At 73.1% G+C, this 23437-nt stretch carries 21 protein-coding genes and 1 pseudogene; 7 read left to right on the top strand and 15 right to left on the bottom strand.

Going from position 1 to position 23437, the window contains the following annotated elements; genetic code table 11:
* The first annotated feature begins 2 nt into the window (after nucleotides 1-2).
* Nucleotides 3-1874, top strand: a complete 1872-nt coding sequence (locus tag FA582_RS02050) for a sunset domain-containing protein (RefSeq protein ID WP_010148301.1) — start codon at nucleotides 3-5, stop codon at nucleotides 1872-1874.
* A gap of 79 nt (nucleotides 1875-1953) precedes the next feature.
* Here FA582_RS02050 and pyrE read toward each other — a convergent pair whose 3' ends face one another.
* The 4 genes from pyrE to FA582_RS02030 are packed head-to-tail and all read right to left on the bottom strand — an operon-like array spanning nucleotide 1954 to nucleotide 5503.
* Complete coding sequence (pyrE, locus tag FA582_RS02045; RefSeq protein ID WP_010148302.1) at nucleotides 1954-2499, bottom strand: orotate phosphoribosyltransferase; 546 nt, start codon at nucleotides 2497-2499, stop codon at nucleotides 1954-1956.
* A gap of 10 nt (nucleotides 2500-2509) precedes the next feature.
* Nucleotides 2510-3892, bottom strand: coding sequence for a glycoside hydrolase family 15 (locus tag FA582_RS02040; protein WP_147899722.1), 1383 nt, complete (start codon nucleotides 3890-3892; stop codon nucleotides 2510-2512).
* Complete coding sequence (locus tag FA582_RS02035; RefSeq protein ID WP_033229164.1) at nucleotides 3889-4674, bottom strand: SDR family NAD(P)-dependent oxidoreductase; 786 nt, start codon at nucleotides 4672-4674, stop codon at nucleotides 3889-3891. The genes FA582_RS02040 and FA582_RS02035 overlap by 4 nt, the downstream gene beginning before the upstream one ends.
* A 28-nt stretch (nucleotides 4675-4702) precedes the next feature.
* Nucleotides 4703-5503 carry a deoxyribonuclease IV gene (locus FA582_RS02030; RefSeq protein ID WP_010148305.1) on the bottom strand — a complete coding sequence of 267 codons (801 nt, stop codon included), beginning with the start codon at nucleotides 5501-5503 and terminating at the stop codon, nucleotides 4703-4705.
* A 37-nt stretch (nucleotides 5504-5540) separates the two neighbouring features.
* On the opposite strand from FA582_RS02030, the gene FA582_RS02025 reads away from it, so the two are divergent.
* Entirely contained in the window at nucleotides 5541-5951 is a 411-nt protein-coding gene (locus FA582_RS02025; RefSeq protein ID WP_010148306.1) for an SRPBCC family protein, read from the top strand.
* A 37-nt stretch (nucleotides 5952-5988) separates the two neighbouring features.
* Here FA582_RS02025 and FA582_RS02020 read toward each other — a convergent pair whose 3' ends face one another.
* On the bottom strand, nucleotides 5989-6444 hold the full coding sequence (locus FA582_RS02020; RefSeq protein ID WP_010148307.1) for a DUF2231 domain-containing protein: 456 nt from the start codon (nucleotides 6442-6444) through the stop codon (nucleotides 5989-5991).
* Between the two features lie 150 nt (nucleotides 6445-6594).
* On the opposite strand from FA582_RS02020, the gene FA582_RS02015 reads away from it, so the two are divergent.
* The gene (locus FA582_RS02015; RefSeq protein WP_010148308.1) at nucleotides 6595-7404 is read left to right on the top strand and encodes an exodeoxyribonuclease III; all 810 of its coding nucleotides are present in this window, start codon (nucleotides 6595-6597) and stop codon (nucleotides 7402-7404) included.
* A 131-nt stretch (nucleotides 7405-7535) separates the two neighbouring features.
* On the opposite strand, the gene FA582_RS02010 is transcribed toward FA582_RS02015, so the two are convergent.
* Both FA582_RS02010 and FA582_RS02005 read right to left on the bottom strand, forming a co-directional pair.
* Complete coding sequence (locus tag FA582_RS02010) at nucleotides 7536-8759, bottom strand: MFS transporter (RefSeq protein ID WP_010148309.1); 1224 nt, start codon at nucleotides 8757-8759, stop codon at nucleotides 7536-7538.
* Complete coding sequence (locus FA582_RS02005) at nucleotides 8756-9337, bottom strand: HhH-GPD-type base excision DNA repair protein (protein WP_010148310.1); 582 nt, start codon at nucleotides 9335-9337, stop codon at nucleotides 8756-8758. Before FA582_RS02005 ends, FA582_RS02010 begins: the two co-directional genes overlap by 4 nt.
* Before the next feature lie 110 nt (nucleotides 9338-9447).
* On the opposite strand from FA582_RS02005, the gene FA582_RS02000 reads away from it, so the two are divergent.
* Complete coding sequence (locus FA582_RS02000) at nucleotides 9448-10335, top strand: ribonuclease HI family protein (protein WP_010148311.1); 888 nt, start codon at nucleotides 9448-9450, stop codon at nucleotides 10333-10335.
* Nucleotides 10336-10339: 4 nt separating this feature from the next.
* On the opposite strand, the gene FA582_RS01995 is transcribed toward FA582_RS02000, so the two are convergent.
* The 7 genes and pseudogenes from FA582_RS01995 to clpB form a co-directional block, all read right to left on the bottom strand.
* On the bottom strand, nucleotides 10340-12193 hold the full coding sequence (locus FA582_RS01995; RefSeq protein ID WP_010148312.1) for an MFS transporter: 1854 nt from the start codon (nucleotides 12191-12193) through the stop codon (nucleotides 10340-10342).
* Between the two features lie 2 nt (nucleotides 12194-12195).
* Complete coding sequence (locus FA582_RS01990) at nucleotides 12196-12933, bottom strand: LppX_LprAFG lipoprotein (protein WP_081480596.1); 738 nt, start codon at nucleotides 12931-12933, stop codon at nucleotides 12196-12198.
* Nucleotides 12934-13210: 277 nt separating this feature from the next.
* Nucleotides 13211-13990 carry a phosphate ABC transporter ATP-binding protein PstB gene (gene pstB / locus FA582_RS01985; protein ID WP_010148314.1) on the bottom strand — a complete coding sequence of 260 codons (780 nt, stop codon included), beginning with the start codon at nucleotides 13988-13990 and terminating at the stop codon, nucleotides 13211-13213.
* A gap of 22 nt (nucleotides 13991-14012) precedes the next feature.
* Nucleotides 14013-15176: a phosphate ABC transporter permease PstA gene (gene pstA / locus FA582_RS01980; protein ID WP_010148316.1), complete on the bottom strand. Its 1164-nt coding sequence runs from the start codon at nucleotides 15174-15176 to the stop codon at nucleotides 14013-14015.
* Nucleotides 15176-16130: pseudogene (gene pstC / locus FA582_RS01975) on the bottom strand (phosphate ABC transporter permease subunit PstC). Before pstC ends, pstA begins: the two are co-directional and overlap by 1 nt.
* A gap of 101 nt (nucleotides 16131-16231) precedes the next feature.
* The gene (gene pstS / locus FA582_RS01970) at nucleotides 16232-17314 is read right to left on the bottom strand and encodes a phosphate ABC transporter substrate-binding protein PstS (RefSeq protein ID WP_010148318.1); all 1083 of its coding nucleotides are present in this window, start codon (nucleotides 17312-17314) and stop codon (nucleotides 16232-16234) included.
* A gap of 265 nt (nucleotides 17315-17579) precedes the next feature.
* Nucleotides 17580-20150: an ATP-dependent chaperone ClpB gene (gene clpB / locus FA582_RS01965; protein ID WP_010148319.1), complete on the bottom strand. Its 2571-nt coding sequence runs from the start codon at nucleotides 20148-20150 to the stop codon at nucleotides 17580-17582.
* Between the two features lie 197 nt (nucleotides 20151-20347).
* Here clpB and FA582_RS16300 point away from each other — a divergent pair, with 197 nt between their 5' ends.
* Both FA582_RS16300 and FA582_RS01960 read left to right on the top strand, forming a co-directional pair.
* Nucleotides 20348-20515 carry a hypothetical protein gene (locus tag FA582_RS16300; protein WP_158640849.1) on the top strand — a complete coding sequence of 56 codons (168 nt, stop codon included), beginning with the start codon at nucleotides 20348-20350 and terminating at the stop codon, nucleotides 20513-20515.
* Nucleotides 20516-20517: 2 nt separating this feature from the next.
* Nucleotides 20518-21960, top strand: coding sequence for a hypothetical protein (locus tag FA582_RS01960; RefSeq protein WP_010148320.1), 1443 nt, complete (start codon nucleotides 20518-20520; stop codon nucleotides 21958-21960).
* Between the two features lie 4 nt (nucleotides 21961-21964).
* Here FA582_RS01960 and FA582_RS01955 read toward each other — a convergent pair whose 3' ends face one another.
* On the bottom strand, nucleotides 21965-22756 hold the full coding sequence (locus FA582_RS01955) for a ZIP family metal transporter (protein WP_010148321.1): 792 nt from the start codon (nucleotides 22754-22756) through the stop codon (nucleotides 21965-21967).
* 153 nt (nucleotides 22757-22909) lie between these two features.
* On the opposite strand from FA582_RS01955, the gene FA582_RS01950 reads away from it, so the two are divergent.
* On the top strand, nucleotides 22910-23434 hold the full coding sequence (locus tag FA582_RS01950; RefSeq protein ID WP_010148322.1) for an O-acetyl-ADP-ribose deacetylase: 525 nt from the start codon (nucleotides 22910-22912) through the stop codon (nucleotides 23432-23434).
* Nucleotides 23435-23437: the final 3 nt, after the last annotated feature.

The following is a 23437-nucleotide window of genomic DNA, read 5'->3' as shown; positions in this document are numbered from 1 at the left end:
CGATGGACAGCCCAACCGCCTGGATCCTGTTGATCCTGCTGCTGCTCCTCATCGGCATCGTCGTCTTCTGGCTGCTGCGCCGCCCTGGCGACGACGGGGACGCGGCGCTCGACGCCCGCGACCGTGACCGTGACGAGATCGGCAGCCACGACGCCCGCGACACCACGACCACCGGGGCCGGCACGACCACCGACCCCGCGCTGAGCGAGGACCTGCACCGCGATGGCGCGGGTCGCGACGCCCACCTGGACCGTGACGCGGACCACCAGGTGACCGGGCAGACCGGACCGGCCCCGATGGGTGAGCCCGTCGGCGGGACCGAGACGCACCAGGGCGCCGATGCGCACCGGGCGACGGACGCCCACCAGGAGCCGGACGCTCACCTGGAGCCGACGCACGAGGACTCCGCCCCGCTGACCTCGGCCGAGTCGCGCTACGACGCCCAGCCGCAGGAGCCGGTCGGTGACGGGACCCAGGAGCCGACCTTCGACGGGACGCCCGACGCGACCGCCGACGGCGAGGACGACCCCGGCCGCTGGCGCGAGGCCGCCGCGATCGGTGCCACCGGGGCAGCGGGCGGAGCCACGGCAGCCGCTGCGCACCGGGACGGGCAGGACGACACGCTGCGGGACGCGCAGGGTGTCGACCCGGTCGCCCAGGACGGCTCGGCCTACGAGGACGAGTCGACCTACCAGGAGGGCGCGGCGACCTACCAGGACGACGCCGACGGCCGCTCGATGACCCAGGACCAGGGCGTGCAGCCCCTCTCCGACGAGCAGATCGACGCCGGGGCGAGCGACGAGCCGCTCACCGCCGATGAGGTGCTGGCCTCGCAGGGTGGGGGCTCGACCCAGGAGTACCCCGTCGGGGACGACGCGACCACCTACCGCGCCGACCAGGGTGACGCCGTGGCCATGGGTGAGGGCGAGCGTGGTCGCGACGACCTCGGCACCTACGACGATGGCGATGCAGGCGTGGGCCGGAGCGATGAGTTCGCTGCGACCGAGGACCACGGTGACGCCGGGGACGACGAGCGCCGCTCGGACGACGGCTGGGGCACCGCCGGTGCCGCTGGCGCTGCCGGAGCAGGTGCAGCCGGAGCGGGTGCGATCGACGCGGCGGACGACGAGCGTCAGCCCGACCTGTGGAGCGAGACCGGCACCCCGGACACCGCCGACCCGGCCACCCCGGTGACCGACGACCGCGACACCTACGCCGGTGACGACCTCCAGGGCCAGGACGGGAGCCCCGACGACACGTGGGTCACCCCGGACACCGCGGACACCGCCACCCCGGTGACCGACGACCGCGGCACCTTCGCCGGTGACGACCTCCAGGGCACGGGCCAGAATACCTGGACGACCCCGGACATTGCGGACACCGCCACCCCGGTCACCGACGACCGCGGCACCTACGCCGGCGACGACGGCGGCACCTACGCCGGCGACGACCTCCAGGGCCAGAGCCGCGACCAGGACGACGCCTGGGCCTCCACCGGTGCTGCCGGCGCGGGCGCGGCCGGGGTGGCTGCTGCTGCCGGGGCCGCGGGAGCTGGTCAGCAGGAGCGCCAGGACGACACCTGGGGTTCCACCGAGACGGCCGACACCGCCACCCCCGTGACCGACGACGGCTCGTCGGCCACCGGTGACGAGGCGCCGGTCTTCGCGGAGTCGATCTACGGCGCGGGCTCGGCCGAGCCCCTCGAGGACGGCTCCGGGCCCTCCGGCTGGACGGTCAAGGGCAACGCCGGGTCGATGCTCTTCCACACGCCCGACTCGCCGAGCTACGACGGCGTGCGCGCGGAGGTGTGGTTCGAGAACGAGGAGGCGGCGCGGGCCGCTGGCTTCGCACACTGGGACCGTCGCCAGCGCTGAGCTGAGCCACGCCCGACGGGGCCTGTCGCCACCTGGCGGCGGGCCCCGTCGGCGTCTGCTCGCCGTGACTGGTGACCGGCTACAGGCCGAGGTCCCCCAGCGAGTAGGCCGCGCGGTACTCGATCCCCTGCTCCTCGACCCTCTCCTGGGCGCCGCTCGCGCGGTCCACGATGACGACGACCGCGACCACCTCGGCACCGGCGTCCCGGACGGCCTCGACCGCGGTGAGCGGGGAGTTGCCCGTCGTCGAGGTGTCCTCCACGACGACGACCCGGCGACCGGCGATGGCCGGCCCCTCGATGCGCTGCTGCAGCCCGTGGGCCTTCTCGGCCTTGCGCACGACGAAGGCGTCGAGCGGTCGGCCGTCGCGTCGGGCCGCGGCGTGCAGCATCGCGGCCGCGACCGGGTCGGCGCCCATGGTGAGGCCGCCGACGGCGTCCACCTCGAGGTCGTCGACCAGGTCGAGCATGACCTCGCCGACCAGCGGGGCGGCCTCGCCGTGCAGCGTCACCCGGCGCAGATCGACGTAGTAGTCGGCCTCCGCGCCGGAGGACAGGGTCACCCGGCCGTGGACGATCGCCAGGTCGGTGATGTGGTCGAGGAGCAGGTCGCGGGAGCTCGTCATGGCACCCACCCTAGCCAGCGGCCCCCGGTCGGAGCGCGAGCACGACCAGGGCCGCGGTCCACGCGAGCGGGGCCACGGCCGCCGGGTCGCCGTCGTGCAGGACCTTCTCGGGCAGCGCGCCGGCGTCGGTGCGGTGCTCGTCCAGCCAGGTGACCCACCGGGCGGCCTCCTCCGGGTGGGCGTTGTGGGCTGCCGCCACCGCCTGCAGCGCCGTCTGCGGGGTCCAGCTCACCCCGTCGTTGCGCCACCCGGCACCGGCGCCACTCCCCCGGCCGGCCGGGCCTGGCCGCCTGGGAGCGCCGCCGCGCGGCGTCCGCCCCGCGGACCGGCTCGTCGACGAAGGGCGGAGCAGCAGGGTGACCGCGGCGTCGGGGCGGCCGCCGACGTGGCGGGGGAAGCCGGGCCCGAAGTCCGCCTCGATCCGGGCCCGGGAGTCCCGCAGCCGCGGGGCGAGGGCAGCCGGGTCGACCCCGCCGTCCAGCCACGCCACGTCCGGCACCAGGCCGCGCGCGTGCAGCTCCGCTGCGGCCTCGAGCCCCATGAGGCTCGTGGCGGCGATCCCCAGCGTGAGGTGCTCCTCCGGCCGCTCCCAGTAGTCCGGTGAGGGGCGCGGCAGCCCGGTCGCGGGGTCGGTGCGCTCCAGCAGTCGACTCGCCGAGCGCACCACCAGCGGCGTCAGCTGGGCGGCCACCTCCCGTTGCGACGCGGCGGACGCACCCGACCCGCGCCGTGCCTGCGGCGTCGCCGCCGCGGACCCGCCGGACGGCATACCCGACTCGATCACCTCGACAGCCGCCCACAGCACCCACCCCGGGCCGTCCTCTTGGGCGGGCCGGTCGTCCGGCACCCCGCCGTCGCCGGCCGGCAGGTAGCGCGCCTGCAGCGACCCGTCGTCGGCCTGCAGCTCCTGCAGCAGGAGCAGGGTGTCGAGAGCGTCCTGCTGGTGGCCCGTCCGGGCCAGCGCCACCGCGACGCACGAGGCGTCCCGCGGCCAGACGAAGCGCCAGGCGGGCGAGGCTCCCGCCAGCACGGCCCCGGGAGCGGCGCCCGCCGGTGCGGTGAGGGTATGCAGATCGCGCAGGGCCGTGCGCACCATCGCCGCGTGCGGGTCGGCCGGGTCGGGCACCCACCCGGAGGCGAGCCACGCCTGCACCCCGGCCTCGCGGGCGGCGAGCACCGACACCTCGAGGGGCACGGTCTCGGGGTCGGTGGACAACGGCAGCCACCCGTCGGCCGAGCGTCCGGGCGCCACCTCGACGAGCTCGCCCCAGGCGTCCACGGTGACCGCCTCCTGGTGCAGCAGGACCTGCCGGTGGCTGCCCTGCCAGACCAGGGCCCCGCCACTGGCCAGGAGCACCACGAGCGCGGCGGCCAGCCGGCCCCGGCGGGTCATCCCCGCCGTGCGCCGGCTCGCCGCCGCGTCGCGAGAGAGCTGGCGACCGACCGGGTGACCCGACGAGGCAGGACCCGCAGCACACCCACAAGGGCGGTGTAGGGCACCGAGGGCACCGACACGACCGAGCCCCGGGCGACGTCGTCGAGGCCCGCCCGCACCACCTCGGCCGCGTCCAGCCAGAGCGCGTCCGGCAGCCGGGCCATGTTCATCTCGGCGCGTTGGTGGAACTCGGTGCGCACGAACCCCGGGCACAGCGCCGTCACCGCGACACCGTGCGGCGCCAGCTCGGTCGCGAGGGCCTCGGAGAAGACGGTGACGTAGGACTTGATCGCCGAGTAGTGCCCCATGACCGCGAAGGACGCGACCGAGGAGACGTTGAGGATGGCCCCCCGACGACGCTCGCGCATGGCACCGCCCGCGGCGTGCGAGAGGACCATGACCGCGCGCACCATGACGTCCAGCGCGGCCTCCTCCTCGGCGAGCTCACCCCGGACGAAGCCGCGGCGGCTCCCGAAGCCCGCGTTGTTGACGAGCAGGTCGACCGGGCGGTCACGGTCGGCCACGCGAGCGGCGACCGTGGCGAGGGCAGCGCGATCGGACAGGTCGGCCGCCAGGACCTCGACGTCGACGGCATACCGGGCACTGAGCTCGTCCGCGAGGGCGCGCAGCCGCGCCTCGTCGCGGGCGACGAGGACGAGGTCGTGGCCGCGCCCCGCGAGCTGGCCCGCGAACTCCCGTCCGAGTCCCGCCGAGGCTCCGGTCACCAGCGCTGTTCCCATGGGCCCCAGGGTATGCGGTGGCGCCAGGCTAGAGGTGCTCGCGCAGCCAGTCGAGGTCGGCGACGTGCTCGCTCGCCCCGCCGGGTGTCTCCACCACCACGGGCGCACCGGCGGCCCGGACGACGTCGGCCAGCTCGTCCGGCGGCACCTGCCCCGCACCCAGGTTGGCGTGCCGGTCGGCGCCCGAGCCGGCCGCGTCGCGGGAGTCGTTGGCGTGCACGAGGTCGATGCGGCCGGTGATCGCGAGCACCCGGTCGACGACGTCGTCCAGCGCGATGCCCCCGGCCCAGGCGTGGCAGGTGTCGAGGCAGAACCCGACCTTGTCGGCGCCCTCCGCGGCCCCGACCGCGTCCCACACCCGGGCGATGCGGTCCAGGTGGCGGGCCATGGCGTTGTCGCCGCCAGCGGTGTTCTCGATGAGGACAGGGGTGTCGCCGATGGTCAGCGACTCGATCGCCTTGCGCCAGTTGTCGTAGCCCTTCTCCGGGTCGTCCTGCGCCCCGACGTGGCCGCCATGGACGATGAGCCCCTTGGCGCCGATCTCGGTCGCGGTGTCCAGGTGCTGCTGGAGGAGCTTGCGCGAGGGGATGCGGATCCGGTTGTTGAGGGTGGCGACATTGACGATGTAGGGCGCGTGGACGTAGAGGTCGACGCCGGCCTCCTGCGCCGCGGTCCGCAACGCCTCCGCGCCGCCGGGGTAGCGCACCTCAGGGCCCTTGTAGCCCTGCGGGTCCCCGAGGAAGAACTGCACCAGCGGCGCCCGCCGGGCCTGCGCCTCGGCGATCGGGTCGGACTGCTCGACGTGTGCCCCGAGGGCGGGTGTGCTCATCCCTGCATCGTAGGCACCCTGTGGCCTAGGGTGAGGCATGGCCGAGTTCTGGTTCGACGTGCTGGTCCCCGGCTCCCCCGAGCAGGTGTGGGCGCGGTTGTGGGACCTCGACCGGCACACGGCGGCGATCCCCCTCACCACGACCCTCGGCGGCCCGCTGGGCGCGGGCGCCGACTTCGTGGCCCGCACCCGTCTGGGCCCGCTGCGGGTCGACGACGAGATGCACGTCCGTGAGTGGGAGCCCCACCACCGTGCCGTCGTCGACAAGGTGGGCCGGCCCCTCGGCGGCCGGATCACCGCCACCCTGCGCCCCGCCGGCCCCGACACCCGGCTGCGTTGGGAGCAGAGGTATGCCGTGACCGGGGTGCCCGACGCCCTCGCGGCGCTGGCGGCCCCGGTCGTGCGGGCGGCATACCTGCGCGCGGTGAAGCAGATCACCCGACCCTGATGAGCTCAGGTCTCGGTCAGTGGTTGGCCGGGCCGGGTCAGCCTCCCCAGACCGACGTGGCGCCGCTGTGCCCGGCGAGGGTGACGACGACGACCGTCCAGACCGCCACGAGCGCGGCCAGCACCCCGAGGCCGGTCCCGACCCATCCCGGCCAGCGCGCCGCCCAGCGCGAGCGACCCCGTTCCGAGGTCACGACCCAGTGCAGGATGCTGAGGCCGCCGAGCACCAGGCCGGCCAGCCCGGCCTGAGCCCCCCACTGCTGGTGCTCGACCAGCGCCTGGCTGCCTCCGCCCGTGCCCATGAGGATCTCGCCGTAGCTCTGCGCCACCCGCCCGGACACCGCGCCGGCGCCGGCGAGCAGCGGCATACCCCAGTCGAACCAGCGCCGGAAACGAGGCACGGCGACCGCGAGCACCTGGGCGCCCGCGGCGAGGAGGAGCAGGACGATGGCGAAGTGGACGAGGAGCGGGTGCGCCGGGAGTCCCATGACCATGGACGGCCACCTCTTTCCGGGGTCGGGGGTGAGAGACGTCCGGCGCCTCGGTGCGGCGGCGTCTCACCTGTCGTCGAGGTTTTCGGTGGCACCGATGTCGGCGGATGTCGGGCCGCCGGGAGCGTCGGGCCGGGCGCATAGGCTGACCCGATGCGCATCGCCACGTGGAACTGCAACAGTATCCGGACCCGCGTCGACCGGGCGGTCGCCTTCCTGGAGCGGCACGACGTCGACGTGCTGGCCCTGCAGGAGACCAAGTGCAGGGACGACCAGTTCCCGCTCCTGCCCTTCGAGGAGGCGGGGTATGAGGTGGCGCACGTCGGGCTCAACCAGTGGAACGGCGTCGCCGTGGTGAGCAGGGTGGGGCTGGAGGATGTCGAGATCGGCTTCCCGGGGCAGCCGACGTGGAGCTCGGGCGAGGCGGACCCGGTGCGCGAGGCGCGCGCGCTCGGGGCGACCTGCGGCGGGGTGCGGGTGTGGAGCCTCTACGTCCCCAACGGGCGCTCGCTGGACGACCCCCACCTGGACTACAAGCTGGCGTGGTTGGAGGCGCTGCGCCAGGCGGGGCAGGGGTGGCTGGCCGGGGACGGTGACGCGCCGATCGCGCTCATGGGCGACTGGAACATCGCGCCGCTCGACGAGGACGTCTGGTCGGTCTCCTACTACGAGGGCAAGACGCATACCAGCGACGCGGAGCGGGCGGCCTTCCGCGGCGTGGTCGAGGCGGGGTATGCCGACGTCACCCGCGAGCACACGCCCGGGCCGGGCACCTTCACCTACTGGGACTACACCCAGCTGGCCTTCCCCAAGCGGCGCGGGATGCGCATCGACTTCTGCCTGGGGTCGCCGGCGCTGGCCGCCCGCGTCGAGGGGGCCTTCATCGACCGCGAGGAGCGCAAGGGCAAGGGCGCGAGCGACCACGCCCCGGTGGTCCTCGACGTGCGGCCGACAGCCCCCTGACCCTCCGGGAGTGACCACGGGATAGCACGGGCTTCATCGGGAAGTTTGCCGATGGAGGTCGTGCTATCCCGTGGTCGGTCCGGCTCCGGGAGGGGTGGGGCGGGGCCGGCGTGGGTATGGGGTCGGGCTGGTCAGGCGCGGGTGCGGACCAGGGCGAGCGGGAGGGTGAGGAGGGAGATGAGGGCGACGAGCGCCATACCCCAGCCGAAGCCGGCGCCGACGGCCACCCAGCCGACGAGCAGGGCACCGGTGGCCGTGCCGGAGTCGAAGCCGGCGTTCCACACGGTGCTGGCCGTGCCGACCCGGCGCGGCCCGGCGGCGGCGAAGGCCTGGAGCATCGTGAGGTTCTGCAGCGCGCCGTAGCACAGGCCCACCACGGCGCACGTCGCGATCCAGGCGGCGGCCTGCGCGGAGGTCACCTCGTCCCGCACGAGGAGGGCCATCACCCCGAAGACCACGGCGGTGAGCACGACGAAGGGCGCCACGAGGCGGTCCACGCCGATCCGGTCGGTGACGGTGCCGATGCGCCACCGGGTGATGGCCGAGACCACCCCCATCGCGAAGAGGCCGGCCGCCGAGAGCCACGGCTGCGCCACCAGCTGCGGGGCGAAGGTGATGACCGCGCCGCCGGCGAGGGTGACGGCCAGCAGGATGATCGTGGGCCGCAGCAGCGCCAGGTAGGTGCTGGTCGTGGCCTCGGGCTCGTCCGCCGCGGGGTGCCTCGGGTCGTGGGTGGCGCGCGCGGGCAGGTGCCGGGCGACCTCGAGGCAGGCGGGGATGCCGAGCAGCGGCAGCGCACCGACGACGAAGACCGGCCAGAAGCCGAGCGCCGAGGCGGCCCAGCCCCCGAGCGGCATGAAGATGACGTTGGGGATCGACAGGGCGGCGGAGTATGCCCCGACGGCCGCACCGCGGCGCGAGGGCTCGACGAGGAGCACGGCGGCGGCGTTGGCGGCGACGGTGAGGATGCCGAAGCCGATGCCGCGCACGGCCGACAGCGCCAGCGTGGGCAGGAGCGCGTCGGTGAGGCCGTGCAGCAGGGAGGGGACCCCGAGGAAGACCATGCCCAGCGACAGCACCCAGGCCCACCCGGCCCGGCTGATCGACCAGGGCACGGCGAACTGCGTCGCGACCGTCATCCCGAGCAGGACGAAGTTGACCAGCCCGGCTCCCCCGCTGTCGGCCCCGCCCTCGACCGCCCACAGCGGCGCGACCGGCAGCAGCGCGGCATACCCGGAGAAGCCGATGAGCGCCACGAGACCGAGCGCGACCATGCCGGGCGCGGACCACACCGACGGGGTGCGCGTCGCCGGCTGCTCCGGCGGGACGGGAGGTTCGGGGGCGTGAGCGGTCACGCCTTGGCAGCCTTGGCGGCGGCCTTCTTCTCCTTCTTGTAGGCCCTGACCTGCTGGAGCGAGGCGGCACTGGTGACGTCGGCGATCGACATGTGCACGCCGTCCGTGCCGTAGTCGCCCGCCGCCTCGCGCCAGCCGTCGGCAGCGAGGCCACGCTGCTTGCCGAGCAGGGCGAGGAAGATCTTGGCCTTCTGGTCACCGAAGCCGGGCAGCGCCTTGAGCCGCTTGAGGACCTCCGCGCCATCAGGGTCGCCGTCGGTCCAGATCGCGGCGGTGTCGCCGTCGTAGTCCTGGACCACCGAGGTCGCCAGATCGTGCACCCGCTGGCCCATGGACTTGGGGAACCGGTGGACCGACGGCGGCGTCGCGCAGAGCGCGATGAACTCCTCGGCGTCGGTCGCGGCGATGACCGCCGGATCGATCGAGCCGAGCCGCTCCACGATCTTGCGAGGGCCGTCGAAGGCGACCTCCATCGGGATCTGCTGGTCGAGCAGCATGCCGGTCAGCAGCGCGAAGGGATGCTCGGAGAGGATGCGGTCGGCCTCGGCCTCGCCGACGAGGTGCAGGGTGTCGCTCATACCCCCAGGGTAGGGGGTGGGTGGGGCGGCGGCCTGCCCGCAGGCGACCCGGCAGCGACCCCCGGGGCGCTGGCGCGGCCCGGGGCCTCGCTGCGTCTAGGGTTGCCGCCATGACTCTGGTTGCCGGCGCTGACGGATCTGCTCTCGGGAATCCCGGCCCGGCCGGGTGGGGATGGTTCATCGACGACGAGCGCTGGGCCAGCGGCGGGTGGGAGCGCGGCACCAACAACATGGGCGAGCTCACTGCGGTGCTGGACCTGCTCCAGCAGACCGCCGACGTCGAGGAGGACCTGCTCGTCTACTGCGACTCGCAGTACGCCATCAAGTCCATCACCCAGTGGATGCCGGGGTGGAAGCGCAAGGGCTGGCGCAAGGGCGACGGCAAGCCCGTGGCCAATGTCGAGATCATGAAGGCGCTGGACGCGGCGATGCGGCCCAACGTGCGCTTCCAGTGGGTCAAGGGGCACGCCGGGCACGAGCTCAACGAGGCGGCCGACCGGCTCGCCAACGCCGCCGCCCAGGCGTATGCCGCGGGCCGGGAGCCCGAGGCGGGTCCCGGTTTCGCCGGATCGCCCGCGGACGGCGGGGGGCGGTCCGAGCACGCGTTCGTCGTGACCGGCCGGGAGCCCGAGGCCGACCTCTTCTCGCTGGCCGAGGAGGTGAGCGACGAGGACCAGGTCGTGGCCCTGGAGCGCTCGCTGCTCACTGACGAGGTGCGGGCCGACCCGGCTGGCGTCGCCGGGCTGCTGCACCCCGCGTGGCAGGAGATCGGCCGGTCGGGGCGGCTGTGGACGCGCGAGGAGATGCTCGCGCAGATCGCCCCGCTGCCCGGGCCGGTGGACCTCGAGGTCGTCGGCACCCACCGTCTGGGCAGCGATGTCATCCTGCTGGTGTGGCGCAGCACTGGGGACGGGGCCGGCGCCCTGCGCAGCTCGCTGTGGCAGCGCACCGGCCAGCAGTGGCAGCAGCGCTTCCACCAGGGCACCCCCGAGGACTGATCGCTCAGGGAGGCGGTGGTCGGTGACTGGTCCCGCCGACCGCGCGGAACCCCAGGCCGAGCGCGAGCAGGGCCGCCAGCGCGGCGGCATACCCCGCTCCGGTGAGGACGGTCTGCACCTGCACCACGGCGGCGTCGAGCAGGGCGTCGGTGTCGGTGGGGTCGGCGAGCGTGCCGACCTCGAGGTGGAAGCGGCGCAGACCGAGCGAGGTGAGCAGCGCCAGGCCGACCACCATGCCGACCATGCGGGCGACGACGACCAGTGAGCTCACCGTGCCGTGGCCGTCCTCGCGGGCGTCGGCGAGCGCGGCGTCGTTGACCGGCGCGATGGCCAGCCCCACGCCGAGACCGGCGCCGACGAGCGCGAGGGTGGTGCCGACGAGCTCCTCGAGCGAGGCGCGCTCCCAGCGCGCCATCGCGAAGATCGACACGGCCGCGATCGCCAGGCCCGTGGCAGCGACCAGCGCGGGCCCGACCCGGCGCAGCATCCACCCGCCGAGCAGCGCACCGACCGGCACGGCGACGAGGAAGCGCACGAGCACGAGGGCGGCGTCGGTCTCGTCGGTGCCCTGGGTGAGCCGGGAGAGCAGCGGCACGTCGACGACCACCGCCACGATCGCCGCGCCGACCAGCAGGCTGACCCCGAGCGCCGGCCAGACGCGGCGGCGCACGACGCCTGACGGGATGAGCGGGTGGGCTGCGAACCGCTGCCGGAGGAGGAAGGCGAGCGTGGCGGCAGCCCCGAGCGGCAGCAGCCATACCCCCCAGGGGCCGAGCACCTCGGTCTCGGGGTTCGCGGTCGAGAAGGTCAGGACGAGCGAGCCGAGCGCCACCGCCACGAAGGTCGCCCCCAGCAGGTCGGCACGGAGCAGCAGCGGCAGCCAGCGCGGCAGCGTGAGGAGCACGAGCAGCAGGCTGACGGCTGCGGCGGCGAGCCCGATCGGCGTCGCCACCCGGGAGGTCGAGTCCGGATCGAGCGGGACGAACGGCAGCCCCAGCTCGATCGAGGTCGTCAGCGCCTGCGGGGCCCAGAGGGTGAGAGTCCAGAGCGCGGCAGCGAGGGCGGCGAGGAGGTATGCCGTGCCCGTCACCCACCATCTGCGACGCTCGGTGGCCCCGTGAGCAACCATCTGCGGCGCTCGGTCGGGGGTGGGAGCAACCATCTGCGGCGCTCGGTCGGGGATGGGCGCTTGGTCGGGGGTGGGCGCTCGGTGGGGGGTGGGGTCGGGGGTGGGGGTGCGGATGAGGGCCACGCCGAGCAGCGCCAGGAGGCCGAGCGCGACATTGAGCCAGAAGATCTCGCGCCAGCCGGCGACCGCGAGCACCAGCGCACCGAGCAGCGGACCGAGCACCGAGCCGAGCTCCTGGACGGCGCCGACGATGCCGAGCGGCATACCTCGTCGTCCGGGTGGCCACAGATCCGCCACGAGGGCGAGGGTCGCGGGCACCAGCCCGCCACCGCCCAGGCCCTGCAGGAAGCGCCCGCCGACCATGACCGGCAGCTCGACCGCCGCTGCGGTGACCGCCGAGCCGATGACGAAGATCACCAGGCACCACAGCAGGATGCGCCGCCGGTCCACGAGGTCGGACAGTCGGCCGATGAGCGGCAGCACGGCGATGTAGCCGAGCAGGAAGCCGGAGATGATGGGCGTTCCGCGCTGCAGCGACTCGATGCCCACCCCGACCCCGGCCATCATGTCGGTCAGGGCGAGGACGACGACGTAGGTGTCGGCGGCGGCCAGCGCGACCGCGAGCGCGGCGACCGTGAGCAGGGCGCGGGCCCCGCGCGCCGGGCGATCCTGCCGCGGCCCTCCCGGGCCGGCGGCGTCTCCGGGAGCTACCGGCTGCTCGCCCGGCATCCTCAGGGCTTGGTCACGGTGACCGGCTCGCCGTAGGCGTCCAGGGTCACGGTGTAGGTCGAGGTGGTCGGCGGGTAGAAGGGGCCGGTGATCTCCACGCTGCGCACCTCCCAGGACTCCTCGACCAGGCCGTAGGTCACGTCGAAGTCGGACTCCGCGTCACCGACGTAGAGCAGGTCGGTCACCGCCTCGCCGGGGAGCGTCCCGACGACCTCCTGCACGACCTCCGACCCGGCCCGGGCCCGCTCGCCGAACTCTGGGTCCCCCGTCTGGTCGAGCAGACCGACCAGTCCCACCTCGGGGTCGAAGAGGGTCGCCGGGTCGGGCACGCCCAGCTCGGCGGGGTCGGTGTTGACGTGGGCGGGGACGTAGGGGAGCTTCACCCACAGCTCGCCGTCCAGCGCGACCGTCGGGATGTCCGCCTGCACGCCCGCGACGACGGCGGTGATCGTGCCGTCGAAGGCCGGGGGCTCCATCGTCCCCGAGCCCTCGGCGCTGATGATGTAGGACGTCTCGTCCTCGGGCAGGTCCGCACCGGCCAGCGTCATGCTCACCGAGCCCGCCTCCACGAGGACGTCGTGCGCCTGGGCGAGCCGGTCGGCGGCCGTGGGTGGAGGTGGCGCCGAGGTGGTCGCGGTCTCCTCGGTGTCGTCGCTGCAACCCACGAGGACGAGCGCGGTCGCCGCGAGCACCGCCCCCACGCCCCGGGTGCGCGTATGCCGTCCGACCAGTGACTTCATACGCCCAGTATCACGCACGGTCCCCACGGCCGTCGCGCCATCCGACGGCCGGTCGGGGTGCCGACCTGACGCGCGACGCGTGCGTCCACCGGCACGGCGGCTCCTGATCCGACCGGGCCCGTGCCGCGGTTGGCCCAGTCACACTCATCCCACCCGCACCCACCTGCCGGGAAACGAGGATCTGCCTGCGTCAGGATCCCCCGCAGATCCTCATGTCCCGGCACCACGGTGCTGCTGTGACTGCTGCGACGCCGCCGCCGGGCGGGCGCCGTGCGGATCAGCCGAAGCGGCCGGAGATGTAGTCCTCGGTCGCCTGCTGGCTGGGGTTGTTGAAGATGTTCTGGGTGGAGTCGTACTCCACGAGCTCGCCGGGCTTGCCGGTCGCCTCGAGGTTGAAGAAGCCGGTCTTGTCCGACACCCGCGCGGCCTGCTGCATGTTGTGGGTGACGATGACGACGGTGTAGTCGACCTTGAGCTCGTTGATGAGGTCCTCGATCGCCAGGGTCGAGATCGGGTCCAGGGCCGAGCACGGCTCGTCCATGAGGATGACCTCGGGCTGGATGGCGATCGCGCGGGCGATGCACAGCCGCTGCTGCTGACCACCGGACAGGCCCGACCCGGGCTTGTCGAGCCGGTCCTTGACCTCGTTCCACAGGTTGGCCCCGCGCAGCGCCTTCTCGGTGAGCTCGTCGGCGGCCTTGCCCGAGATGCGCTTGCTGTTGAGCCGCACCCCGGCGAGGACGTTCTCCTTGATGGACATCGTCGGGAACGGGTTGGGCCGCTGGAAGACCATGCCGACCTGGCGCCGCACGTCCACCGGGTCCACCGTGCGGTCGTAGAGGTTCTGGCCGTCGATGGCGACCTGACCCTCGACCCGGGCACCCGGGATGACCTCGTGCATGCGGTTGAGGGTCCGCAGGAAGGTCGACTTGCCGCAGCCGGAGGGGCCGATGAAGGCGGTGACCGAGCGGGGCTCGATCGACATGGTGACGTCCTTCACGGCGTGGAAGTCGCCGTAGAAGATGTCGAGGTCGGTGACGTCGATGCGCTTGGACATGGGTATGCAGTGTCTCCTGTGGTCAGCGGCCGGTCTTCGGCGCGAACAGCGTGGCGATGAGCCGGGCGAGCAGGTTGAGGGCGATGACGAGCAGGACGAGCAGCAGCGCGGCGGCCCACGCGCGCTCCAGGCTCGGCTCCCGCACCGCCGGGCTGAGCGGCTTGGTGAACATGAAGTAGGCGTAGACGGCCAGGGTGTTCATCGGGCCGTCGAAGGGGTTCCAGTTGAGGCCGCGCGCGTAGCCGATGGCCACGAGCAGGGGCGCCGTCTCGCCGATGACGCGGGCGATGGCCAGGGTCACGCCGGAGGCCAGCCCGGAGGCCGCCGTCGGCAGGACCACCTTGGCGATGGTGCGCCACTTGGGCACCCCCAGCGCCAGGGCGGCCTCGCGCAGCTCGTTGGGCACGATGCGCAGCATCTCCTCGCTGTTGCGCACCACCGTCGGGATCATGAGCACCGACAGCGCCACCGCTCCGGCCAGACCCATCTTGGCGTCCCGGATCCCGAAGATCTGGGTGAAGAGGGCGAAGGCGAAGAGGCCGGCGACGATCGAGGGGATGCCGGTCATGACGTCGACGAGGAAGCGGATGCCCCGGCCCAGCCGCCCGCCGGCGCCGTACTCGACGAGGTAGATCGCGGTGAACATGCCGATCGGGACCGAGATGAGGGTGGCCAGGCCGGTGATGAGCAGCGTGCCCATGATGGCGTGGTAGGCACCGCCCACGAAGCCTGCGCTGCCCTCGGCATACTCCTGGTCGTTGAGCCCGGTGACGCCGTTCATCGTCTGGTTGAGGAAGTCGGGGTCGAAGGCGCGGCCAGCCCCCTGGCCGATCACCGTCCACAGCACCGAGGCCAGCGGCACGACTGCGCAGACGAAGGCGAAGTAGACCAGGCTGCGGACGAGGTGGTCGACGGCGACCCGCGCCCCACCGATCCGGCGGTAGGTCGCGTAGATCGCGCCGAGGTAGAGCACGAAGGACAGGAGCAGAGCCGCGGCGACGTGGAGGCCGAGGCCGAGCCAGAGCACCAGGGCCAGCACGGCGGCCAGGCTCGCGATGACGATCGCCGGGCGACGCCCGGCAGGGTGCACCTGCGAGGGCACGATGCCGCTGACGTCGTCCAGCCGGGAGTGGTGGATGTCGCCACCGGAGGGTGGTGAGGCGGGGGTCTGGGTAGGCGTGCTCATCAGTTGGCTCCGGAGAACTCGGCGCGACGGTCCACGATCCATCGGGCGAAGAGGTTGACCCCGAGGGTGATGACGAAGAGCACCAGCCCGGCCGCGATGAGCTCGGACAGGCGCAACCCGGCTGCCTCGGGGAAGTTCAGGGCGATCTCGGCCGGGATCGTGGAGTTGCCGTTGCCGATGAGGTTCCAGGTGAAGACGCCGGGGGCAAGGATGATCGCCACCGCCATCGTCTCCCCCAGCGCCCGGCCCAGGCCGAGCATCGTCCCGCCGATGACGCCAGGCATCCCGAACGGCAGGACCGCGGTGCGGATCATCTCCCACTGGGTGGCGCCGAGGGCGAGCGCGGCCTCCTCGTGCAGGCGCGGGGTCTGCAGGAAGACCTCGCGGGACACCGAGGTGATGATGGGCAGGATCATCACCGCCAGCACGATCGAGGCGGTGAACAGGGTGCGGCCGGTCGAGCTCGCGTCCGCGAAGATGGGGACGAAGCCGAGGTACTTCTCCAGCCAGTCGAAGAGGGGCACCAGCCGCGGGGCGAAGACCGCCATGCCCCACATGCCGAAGACGACGGAGGGGACGGCCGCCAGCAGGTCGATGACGAAGCCGATGCTCTTGCCCAGCCGGCGGGGCGCGTAGTGCGAGACGAACAGCGCGATCCCCACCGCGATCGGGGTCGCGAGGACCATGGCGATGAGCGAGGCGACGACGGTGCCGAAGACCAGGGGGGCGACGTAGGACCAGAAGCCACGGCCACCGCTGATCTCCTCCGTGGGGCGCGGTGAGCGCCGGGATGGCCTCGACGACGAGGAAGAGGGCGACGCCGGCCAGGATGAGCAGGATGAGGACCGCGGAGCCGACGGAGGCGCCGGAGAAGAACAGGTCTCCGGGACGTCGCACCGCACGGGCGCTGCCGCGGTCACGCCGCGTGGGCGTGGCAGGGGCCTTCGCGTTCATGGGGTTCCTTCACGGGAGGAGAGAGGGGAGAGACGCGGCCCGACCGGCGGTCGACGCGAGGTCGACCGCCGGTCCATGGTGCCAGGTCGGACGCTCAGGTGTCAGCCGCCCTGGATGGTGTCGATGAGGGCCAACGCCTTCTCGCGGGTGTCCGCGGAGATCGGCGCGGAGCCGGCGGCGTCGGCCGCCGCCTGCTGGCCCTCCTCGGAGACGACGTAGGTCAGGACGTCCTTGACGAGGTTGGCCCGCTCCGGGTCGTCGTAGGAGGTGCAGGCGATGTGGTAGCTGACCAGGACGATCGGGTAGGCACCGGACTCGGTGGTGTCGCGGGCCAGCTCCAGGGCCATGTCGCCCTCGACGCCGGTGTCGGCCGGCTCGGAGGCGTCGACCACCTTGGCGGCGGCCTCCGGGGAGAAGTCGACGAACTCCTCGCCGACGCCCACCGCGGCGGACTGGCCGGTGACGACCGAGGCGTCGGCATACCCGATGGTGCCCTCGTTGTCATTGATCACCTGGATGACGCCGGTGTTCTGCGCGGCGGCCTCGGCCGGGACCGGCCAGGCGGCGTCCGCCTCGTGCGGCCAGGAGTCGGGGGCGGCGGCCGAGAGGTACTCCATGAAGTTCTCGGTCGTGCCCGAGTCGTCGGAGCGGTGCACGACGGTGATCTCGGTGTCGGGCAGCTCGGCGTCGGGGTTGTCCTCGGCGATGGCCGGGTCGTTCCAGGTCGTGATGTCCTGGTTCATGATCTGGGCCAGCGTGTCGGCCGAGAGCTGCAGGTTGTCGACACCGGGCAGGTTGTAGGGCACGGCGACCGGGGAGATGTAGACCGGGATGTGCAAGGCGCCACCCTCACCGCACGACTCCTTGACGGCCTCGCGCTCCTCCTCGTCGAGGTAGGCGTCGGAACCGACGAAGTCGGAGGCGCCGGCGATGAGGTTCTCCCGGCCGGCGCCGGACCCGACGGAGTTGTACTGCAGGGTGACCTCGGGCTGGACCTCGCTGTAACCGGCGATCCAGGCGGTCATCGCGGCCTCCTGCGAGGAGGCGCCGGAGGCGAGCACGTCGCCGGACATCTCCTCGGAGCCGCCCTCCTCCGCGCTGGAGTCCTCGGAGCCGGAGCCGCCCTCCGCGTTGGCGGTGGGGTCGTCGTTGCCGCAGGCAGCAAGCGTGAGGGAGGCCGCCATCGCAACGGCGACGGCGGGACCAAAGCGGTGAAGCTTCACGGGGTACCTCTCTGAAATGCGTCTGTCAGGTCCGCGCCGCGTCAGATGGGGCCGAGGGCGCGGAGGCGGCGTCGCCAACCGCGGTCGACGCTAGGGAGCGGACGTGACGCGCTCGGGCGCCTCAGGTGAATGCGGCGTGAACGAGGACCGAAGATCACGGACGCGCGCGGCTGACCCGCACCGCATCGGTGCAGGTCAGCCGCATCGTGAGAGGTATGCCGTCGGCTCAGCGCAGGAGCAGGTCGCCTCCGCTCTCGTCGACGTCGACGACGACCTGTGCGCCGTCCCGGACCTCGCCGGCAAGCAGCCCCCGGGCCAGCCGGTCCCCGATCTGGGTCTGCACCAGGCGGCGCAGCGGCCGGGCCCCGTAGGCGGGGTCGAAGCCACGCTCGGCCAGCCACCGGGAGGCCGCGTCGGTCACCTCGAGCCCGATCCGGCGGCCCTCCAGGCGGCGGCCCAGCTCGGCGACCTGGAGGCCGACGATGGTGGCCAGCTCGTCCTGGCTCAGCGGGTCGAAGATGACGACCTCGTCGAGCCGGTTGAGGAACTCGGGCTTGAAGTTGGCGCGGACGGCACCCATGACCTGCTCACGCTTGGTCTCCTGGTCGGTGGTGGGGTCGATGAGGTACTGGCTGCCGAGGTTGGAGGTCATGACGAGGATGACGTTGCGGAAGTCCACGGTGCGGCCCTGGCCGTCGGTGAGGCGACCGTCGTCGAGCACCTGCAGCAGGATGTCGAAGGTCTCCGGGTGGGCCTTCTCCACCTCGTCCAGCAGCACGACGGAGTAGGGCCGGCGGCGGACGGCCTCGGTCAGCTGGCCGCCCTCGTCGTAGCCGATGTAGCCGGGCGGCGCTCCGATGAGGCGCGCGACCGCGTGCCGCTCGGCATACTCCGACATGTCGATCCGGACCATCGCCCGCTCGTCGTCGAAGAGAAAGTCGGCCAGGCTCTTGGCCAGCTCGGTCTTGCCGACGCCGGTCGGGCCGAGGAAGAGGAAGGACCCGGTCGGCCGGTCGGGGTCGGAGATCCCGGCCCGCGCGCGGCGGACCGCGTCGCTCACCGTGCGCACCGCGAGCCGCTGCCCGATGAGCCGCTCGGCGAGGACGTCCTCCATCCGCAGCAGCTTCTCCGTCTCGCCCTCGAGCAGCCGGCCGGCGGGGATGCCCGTCCAGGCGGAGATGACGTCGGCGATGTCGTCGGCGCCCACCTCGTCCTTGACCATCGGCACGCCCTGGGTCTCGACGCTCAGCGCCGACTCCTCCTCCTGCGCCGCGACGAGCTGGGTCTCGGCGGCCGGGATCTCGCCGTAGAGCAGCCGCGAGGCACCCTCGTAGTCGCCCTGCCGCTGCAGCCGCTCGGCCTGGGTGCGCAGGTCGTCCAGCCGCGCCTTGAGCTCACCGACGCGGTTGAGCCCACCCTTCTCGGCCTCCCAGCGGGCGGTGAGCGCGGCGAGCTCCTCGCGCCGGTCGGCGAGGTCGGCGCGCAGCTTGGCCAGCCGCGCGCGGGAGGCGTCGTCGTCCTCGCGGGCGAGGTGCATCTCCTCCATCGTCAGGCGGTCCACCTGCCGCTGCAGCTCGTCGATCTCGACCGGGGAGGAGTCGATCTCCATCCGCAGCCGGGAGGCGGCCTCGTCGACGAGGTCGATGGCCTTGTCCGGCAGCTGGCGTCCGCTGATGTAGCGGTCGGACAGGTCCGCGGCGGCGACGAGCGCGGAGTCGGCGATGGCGACCTTGTGGTGCGCCTCATACCTCTCCTTGAGGCCGCGCAGGATGGCGACGGTGTCCTCGACCGAGGGCTCACCGACGAAGACCTGCTGGAAGCGGCGCTCCAGGGCCGGGTCCTTCTCGATGTTCTCGCGGTACTCATCCAGCGTCGTGGCGCCGACCATCCGCAGCTCGCCACGGGCGAGCAGCGGCTTGAGCATGTTGCCGGCGTCCATCGAGGAGTCGCCGCTCGCGCCCGCGCCGACGACGGTATGCAGCTCGTCGATGAAGGTGACCACCTGGCCGTCGCTGCCGGTGATCTCGGCGAGCACCGCCTTGAGCCGCTCCTCGAACTCGCCGCGGTACTTCGCGCCCGCGACCATCGAGCCGAGGTCGAGGGAGATGAGCGTCTTGTCGCGCAGCGACTCGGGCACGTCTCCGGCGACGATCCGCTGGGCCAGCCCCTCGACGACGGCGGTCTTGCCGACGCCGGGGTCGCCGATGAGGACCGGGTTGTTCTTGGTGCGACGGGAGAGCACCTGGACGACCCTGCGGATCTCGGAGTCGCGGCCGATGACCGGGTCGAGCTTGCCCTCGCGCGCCATCGCGGTGAGGTCGGTGCCGTACTTGCCCAGGGCGTCGAAGGTGGACTCGGGATCGGCGGAGTCCACCCGCTTGCCTCCGCGCAGGGCGGGGATCCGCTGCTCGAGCGCGGCGGCGTCCACTCCGGGGAGGGCGCCGGAGCGCGCGAGCGCGAGCAGCAGGTGGTCGGTCGAGACGAAGGAGTCGCCCATCGCGCTCATGGCGTCCTGGGCCTGCTTGACTACGCCGTGCATGGCGCGGGACAGCCCCGGGTTGCCCATGCTGGAGCCGCTGGCGGTCGGCAGCGAGCGCAGCGCGGCGGCCGCGGCGGCGCGCGCGTCGGCCGCTGAGCCTCCCGCCGCCTCGAGCAGCGGTGCGGTGGTGGTGTCGCCCTGCTGGGCCAGCGCGGCCACGAGGTGGGCCGGCTCGACCTGGGCGTGCCCGGCAGCGGCGGCGTCGCGCACCGCGGTCGACAGCGCCTCCTGGGCCTTGGTGGTGAGGTTGAGATCCATGGGTATGCGTTGCTCCTTCCGACCGCGCCACGCAAGGGGCGCGATCTCTGTCTGTCATCAAGGATGTCTACTCAGGACTACGCTCGTAAAGTTGAGTGCATTCCACTCAACTTTGCGTCTTGATCGTGGTCACAGGGCTGTCCGGGTGCGCAGGGCACCCGCTCGTGCCTAGACTGGCTGCCGGTTCGAGCCATGGCATGATCCTGCCTGGCCGACCTTCCACCCCGAGGACGAGCAGCGCCGACCAGGCCGAGGGCCACCTCACCGACGAGATCGCCTCGGAGCCGGAGCAGGTCCGTCGGTGCGAGACCCTGCCCGGCTCGACCTTCCCGTTCACCTTCCCGCTGCCGAGCGCAGGGAGCTGACCGTGGGCAAGGTGTCCGTGGACATCGAGGCGATGCGTGACCTCGTGCGTGGGCTCGAGGACGTCGAGGACGACCTGACGCAGGCCGAGTCCGACGTCCGGCAGTCCCTCGAGGCCCTCGACCTGCCGACCGGCTGCCTCTCCGCCCTGGGCGAGATCGGCGATTGGGCGACCCGCAAGCAGCGCACCCTGCGCAACCAGCTCTTCTACGCCGAGTGGCTCGCGGCCAGCGAGCCCGGCATCCAGCACACCGTGAGCTACGACCACACCGCCGTCCCGGACCTGCCCTACGAGAAGGCCAAGGAGTTCGCCGACCGCGCCCGCGACCTCATGGACGAGGACGTCATGCCCCCGCCGCGGGAGCTCATCGACCTGCTCGAGCGCTACGGCGGCGACTCCACCTTCGCCCTGCTGCTCCTGGACGGCTACCGCGAGGGCGACGGCTACGCCACCATGGACACCGGGCCGAGCATCGACGTGGACTACCTCGCGGCCCTCGACGACTCGCCGGCCGCGGAGCGCTTCCTGCAGCTCTACGCCGGCTCCCTGGGCGGGCTGAGCCGCGAGTTCGGCTTCCCGGGCGCGCAGGACGTCACCCATGCGCGCGCCTTCGCGCTGCTGGCCAGCCGTGGTGAGTTCTCCACCGACTGGCTCGTCGCGCTCGGCGACGACATCATCGCCCTCGAGCGGGAGGACCCCGAGGCGTGGTCGGCCGAGATGGCCGAGACCTCCCGGTTCCGCTACGACCGCCTGCCGGTCTTCCGGGACCCGCTCGGGGCCGACGTCATCGACCCGATGCCCTGGCTGCTGGAGGCGATGGGCCGCAACCCCGAGGCGCTCAAGGCCTTCCTCCTCGGCGGCGACGACGTCCCGATCCGCATCGAGGACGGTGACGACGAGCGTGACGTCGACATCCCCGCCACCCTGCGGCACCTCGCGCTGGAGCGCACGTGGATGCAGGACAAGGGGGCGAGCCTCGGCGCGGCCCTGGTCATGCTGGCCGCTGTCGACCCCGATGCCACCACCCCGCACCTGGAGAACCTCGACCGGCTCAAGCCGATGGACGGCTTCAACCCGCTGTCCTTCTTCACCCACCTCGGGCTGGACCTCGTCGGGCTGGTCCCCGGCCTCGGCGAGTGGGCCGACGGCGTCAACGTCTCGCTCTACCTCGGCGAGGGCAAGTATGCCGATGCCGGGTTCTCCGCCGCCGCGGCCGTGCCCGGAGCCGGCACGGGCTCGACCATCGCCAAGTGGATCAACCGGCTCAACAAGGCGGGCGATGCCGGCGGTGCGACGCTGACCGCCAAGGACATCCAGGACCTCATCCGCTTCCGCCACCACGTCCCCCAGGGCGAGAAGCAGGAAGGCCCGGGCCTGGACGTGCTCGACGTCACCGGCGTCGAGCAGCAGCACGTCGGTGGCTGGCAGGGCAACCGCGCCCGCTGACCATTCAGAGGCGCAGCAGGACCAGCGAGACCACCATGACCACCGCGCCGAGGAAGAGGCCGACCAGCACCTCGCGGTGACCGACGGCATACCTCCGCGCACCGGGCAGCAGCTCGAGCAGGCTGACCGCGATCATCATGCCCGCCACGAGGGCGAGCGAGAGGTCCAGCCAGCCCGGCGGCAGCAGGCTGCGCAGGAGGAGATAGCCCAGGAGCCCACCGAGCGGCTCCGCCAGCCCGCTGAGGGTGGCCCACAGCAGGGCCTGCGAGCGGCTGCGCGTCGCGGCGTAGATCGGCGCCGCCACGGCCAGCCCCTCGGGCACGTTGTGGATGGCGATGGCTACCGCCAGCACGAGCCCGCCGGCCGGGTCCTCCAGCGTCGAGACGAAGGTCGCCAACCCCTCCGGCAGGTTGTGCAGCCCCACGACGAGCGCGATGAGCACCCCGCTGCGCAGCAGGCCCGGGTCCAGCCCGCGGACGTCCGGGGTCGCGGCCTCAGCCCCCACGTGGCCGGAACCGTGCGGGAGCAGCCGACCGAGGGCCAGCACCACCGTCGCACCGAGCGCCATCACCCCGAGCACCGCGGCGAGGGCCGTCGAGGCGTCGACTACCGTGCTGAGGCTGCGCACCGACGCGGGAGCGATCTGCAGCAGCGAGATCGTCAGCATGAGACGGGCCGCGAACGCCAGCGCCGCCGCGAGGACGCCGGGCCGGACCACGGACGACCGGACCCCGAGCAGCCCACCCAGGCAGGTGGACAGGCCGGCCAGGAGCGTGACGGCCAGGGCGAGGAGCACGGCAGACCTCCGCACGGCGTTCGGGGCGACCGCGACGGTGGCCGCGGTCGGTGGGGTCGGGGTGGCGGCACGACGCTACCCCGGGCGCTCGGCGCAGACCGAGCCCACTGGCCTCGTCGACACCCGGACCTGCGGGAGGGCACGATGGGAGGTATGCGGATCACGGCGGAGCGCGGGGACCTCACCGAGGCCAGGGTGGACGCCGTCGTCAACGCGGCCAACTCGACCCTCCTCGGCGGGGGCGGCGTCGACGGCGCCCTGCACGCGGCGGCCGGGCCGGAGCTGCTCGAGGAGTGTCGGCGGGTGCGGGCGGCGCGCTGGCACGACGGGCTGCCTGTCGGCGAGGCGGTGGCCACCGGGGCCGGGCGTCTCCCGGCCCGCTGGGTCATCCACACCGTGGGTCCGAACCGGCACCGCGGCCAGACCGACCCCGCCCTGCTCGCCTCGTGCTTCCGGCGCAGCCTGGAGGTCGCGCAGGACCTCGGCGCGACCAGCGTGGCCTTCCCGGCGATCAGCGCCGGGGTCTACGGCTGGGCCGCGGCCGAGGTGGCGGACGTGGCGGTGGCAGCCGTGCGGCAGGCGGCGGAGCATGCGCCCTCGGTGGAGCAGGTGCACTTCGTGCTGTTCAGCGACGCGATCCTGGCGGAGTTCGAGCGCGCCCTCGCCGCGCAGCCCTGAGCC

The sequence above is a fragment of the Serinicoccus profundi genome (assembly GCF_008001015.1).
Taxonomy (GTDB): Bacteria; Actinomycetota; Actinomycetes; order Actinomycetales; family Dermatophilaceae; genus Ornithinicoccus; species Ornithinicoccus profundi.
This window is presented reverse-complemented; position numbering and strand designations above follow the sequence as displayed.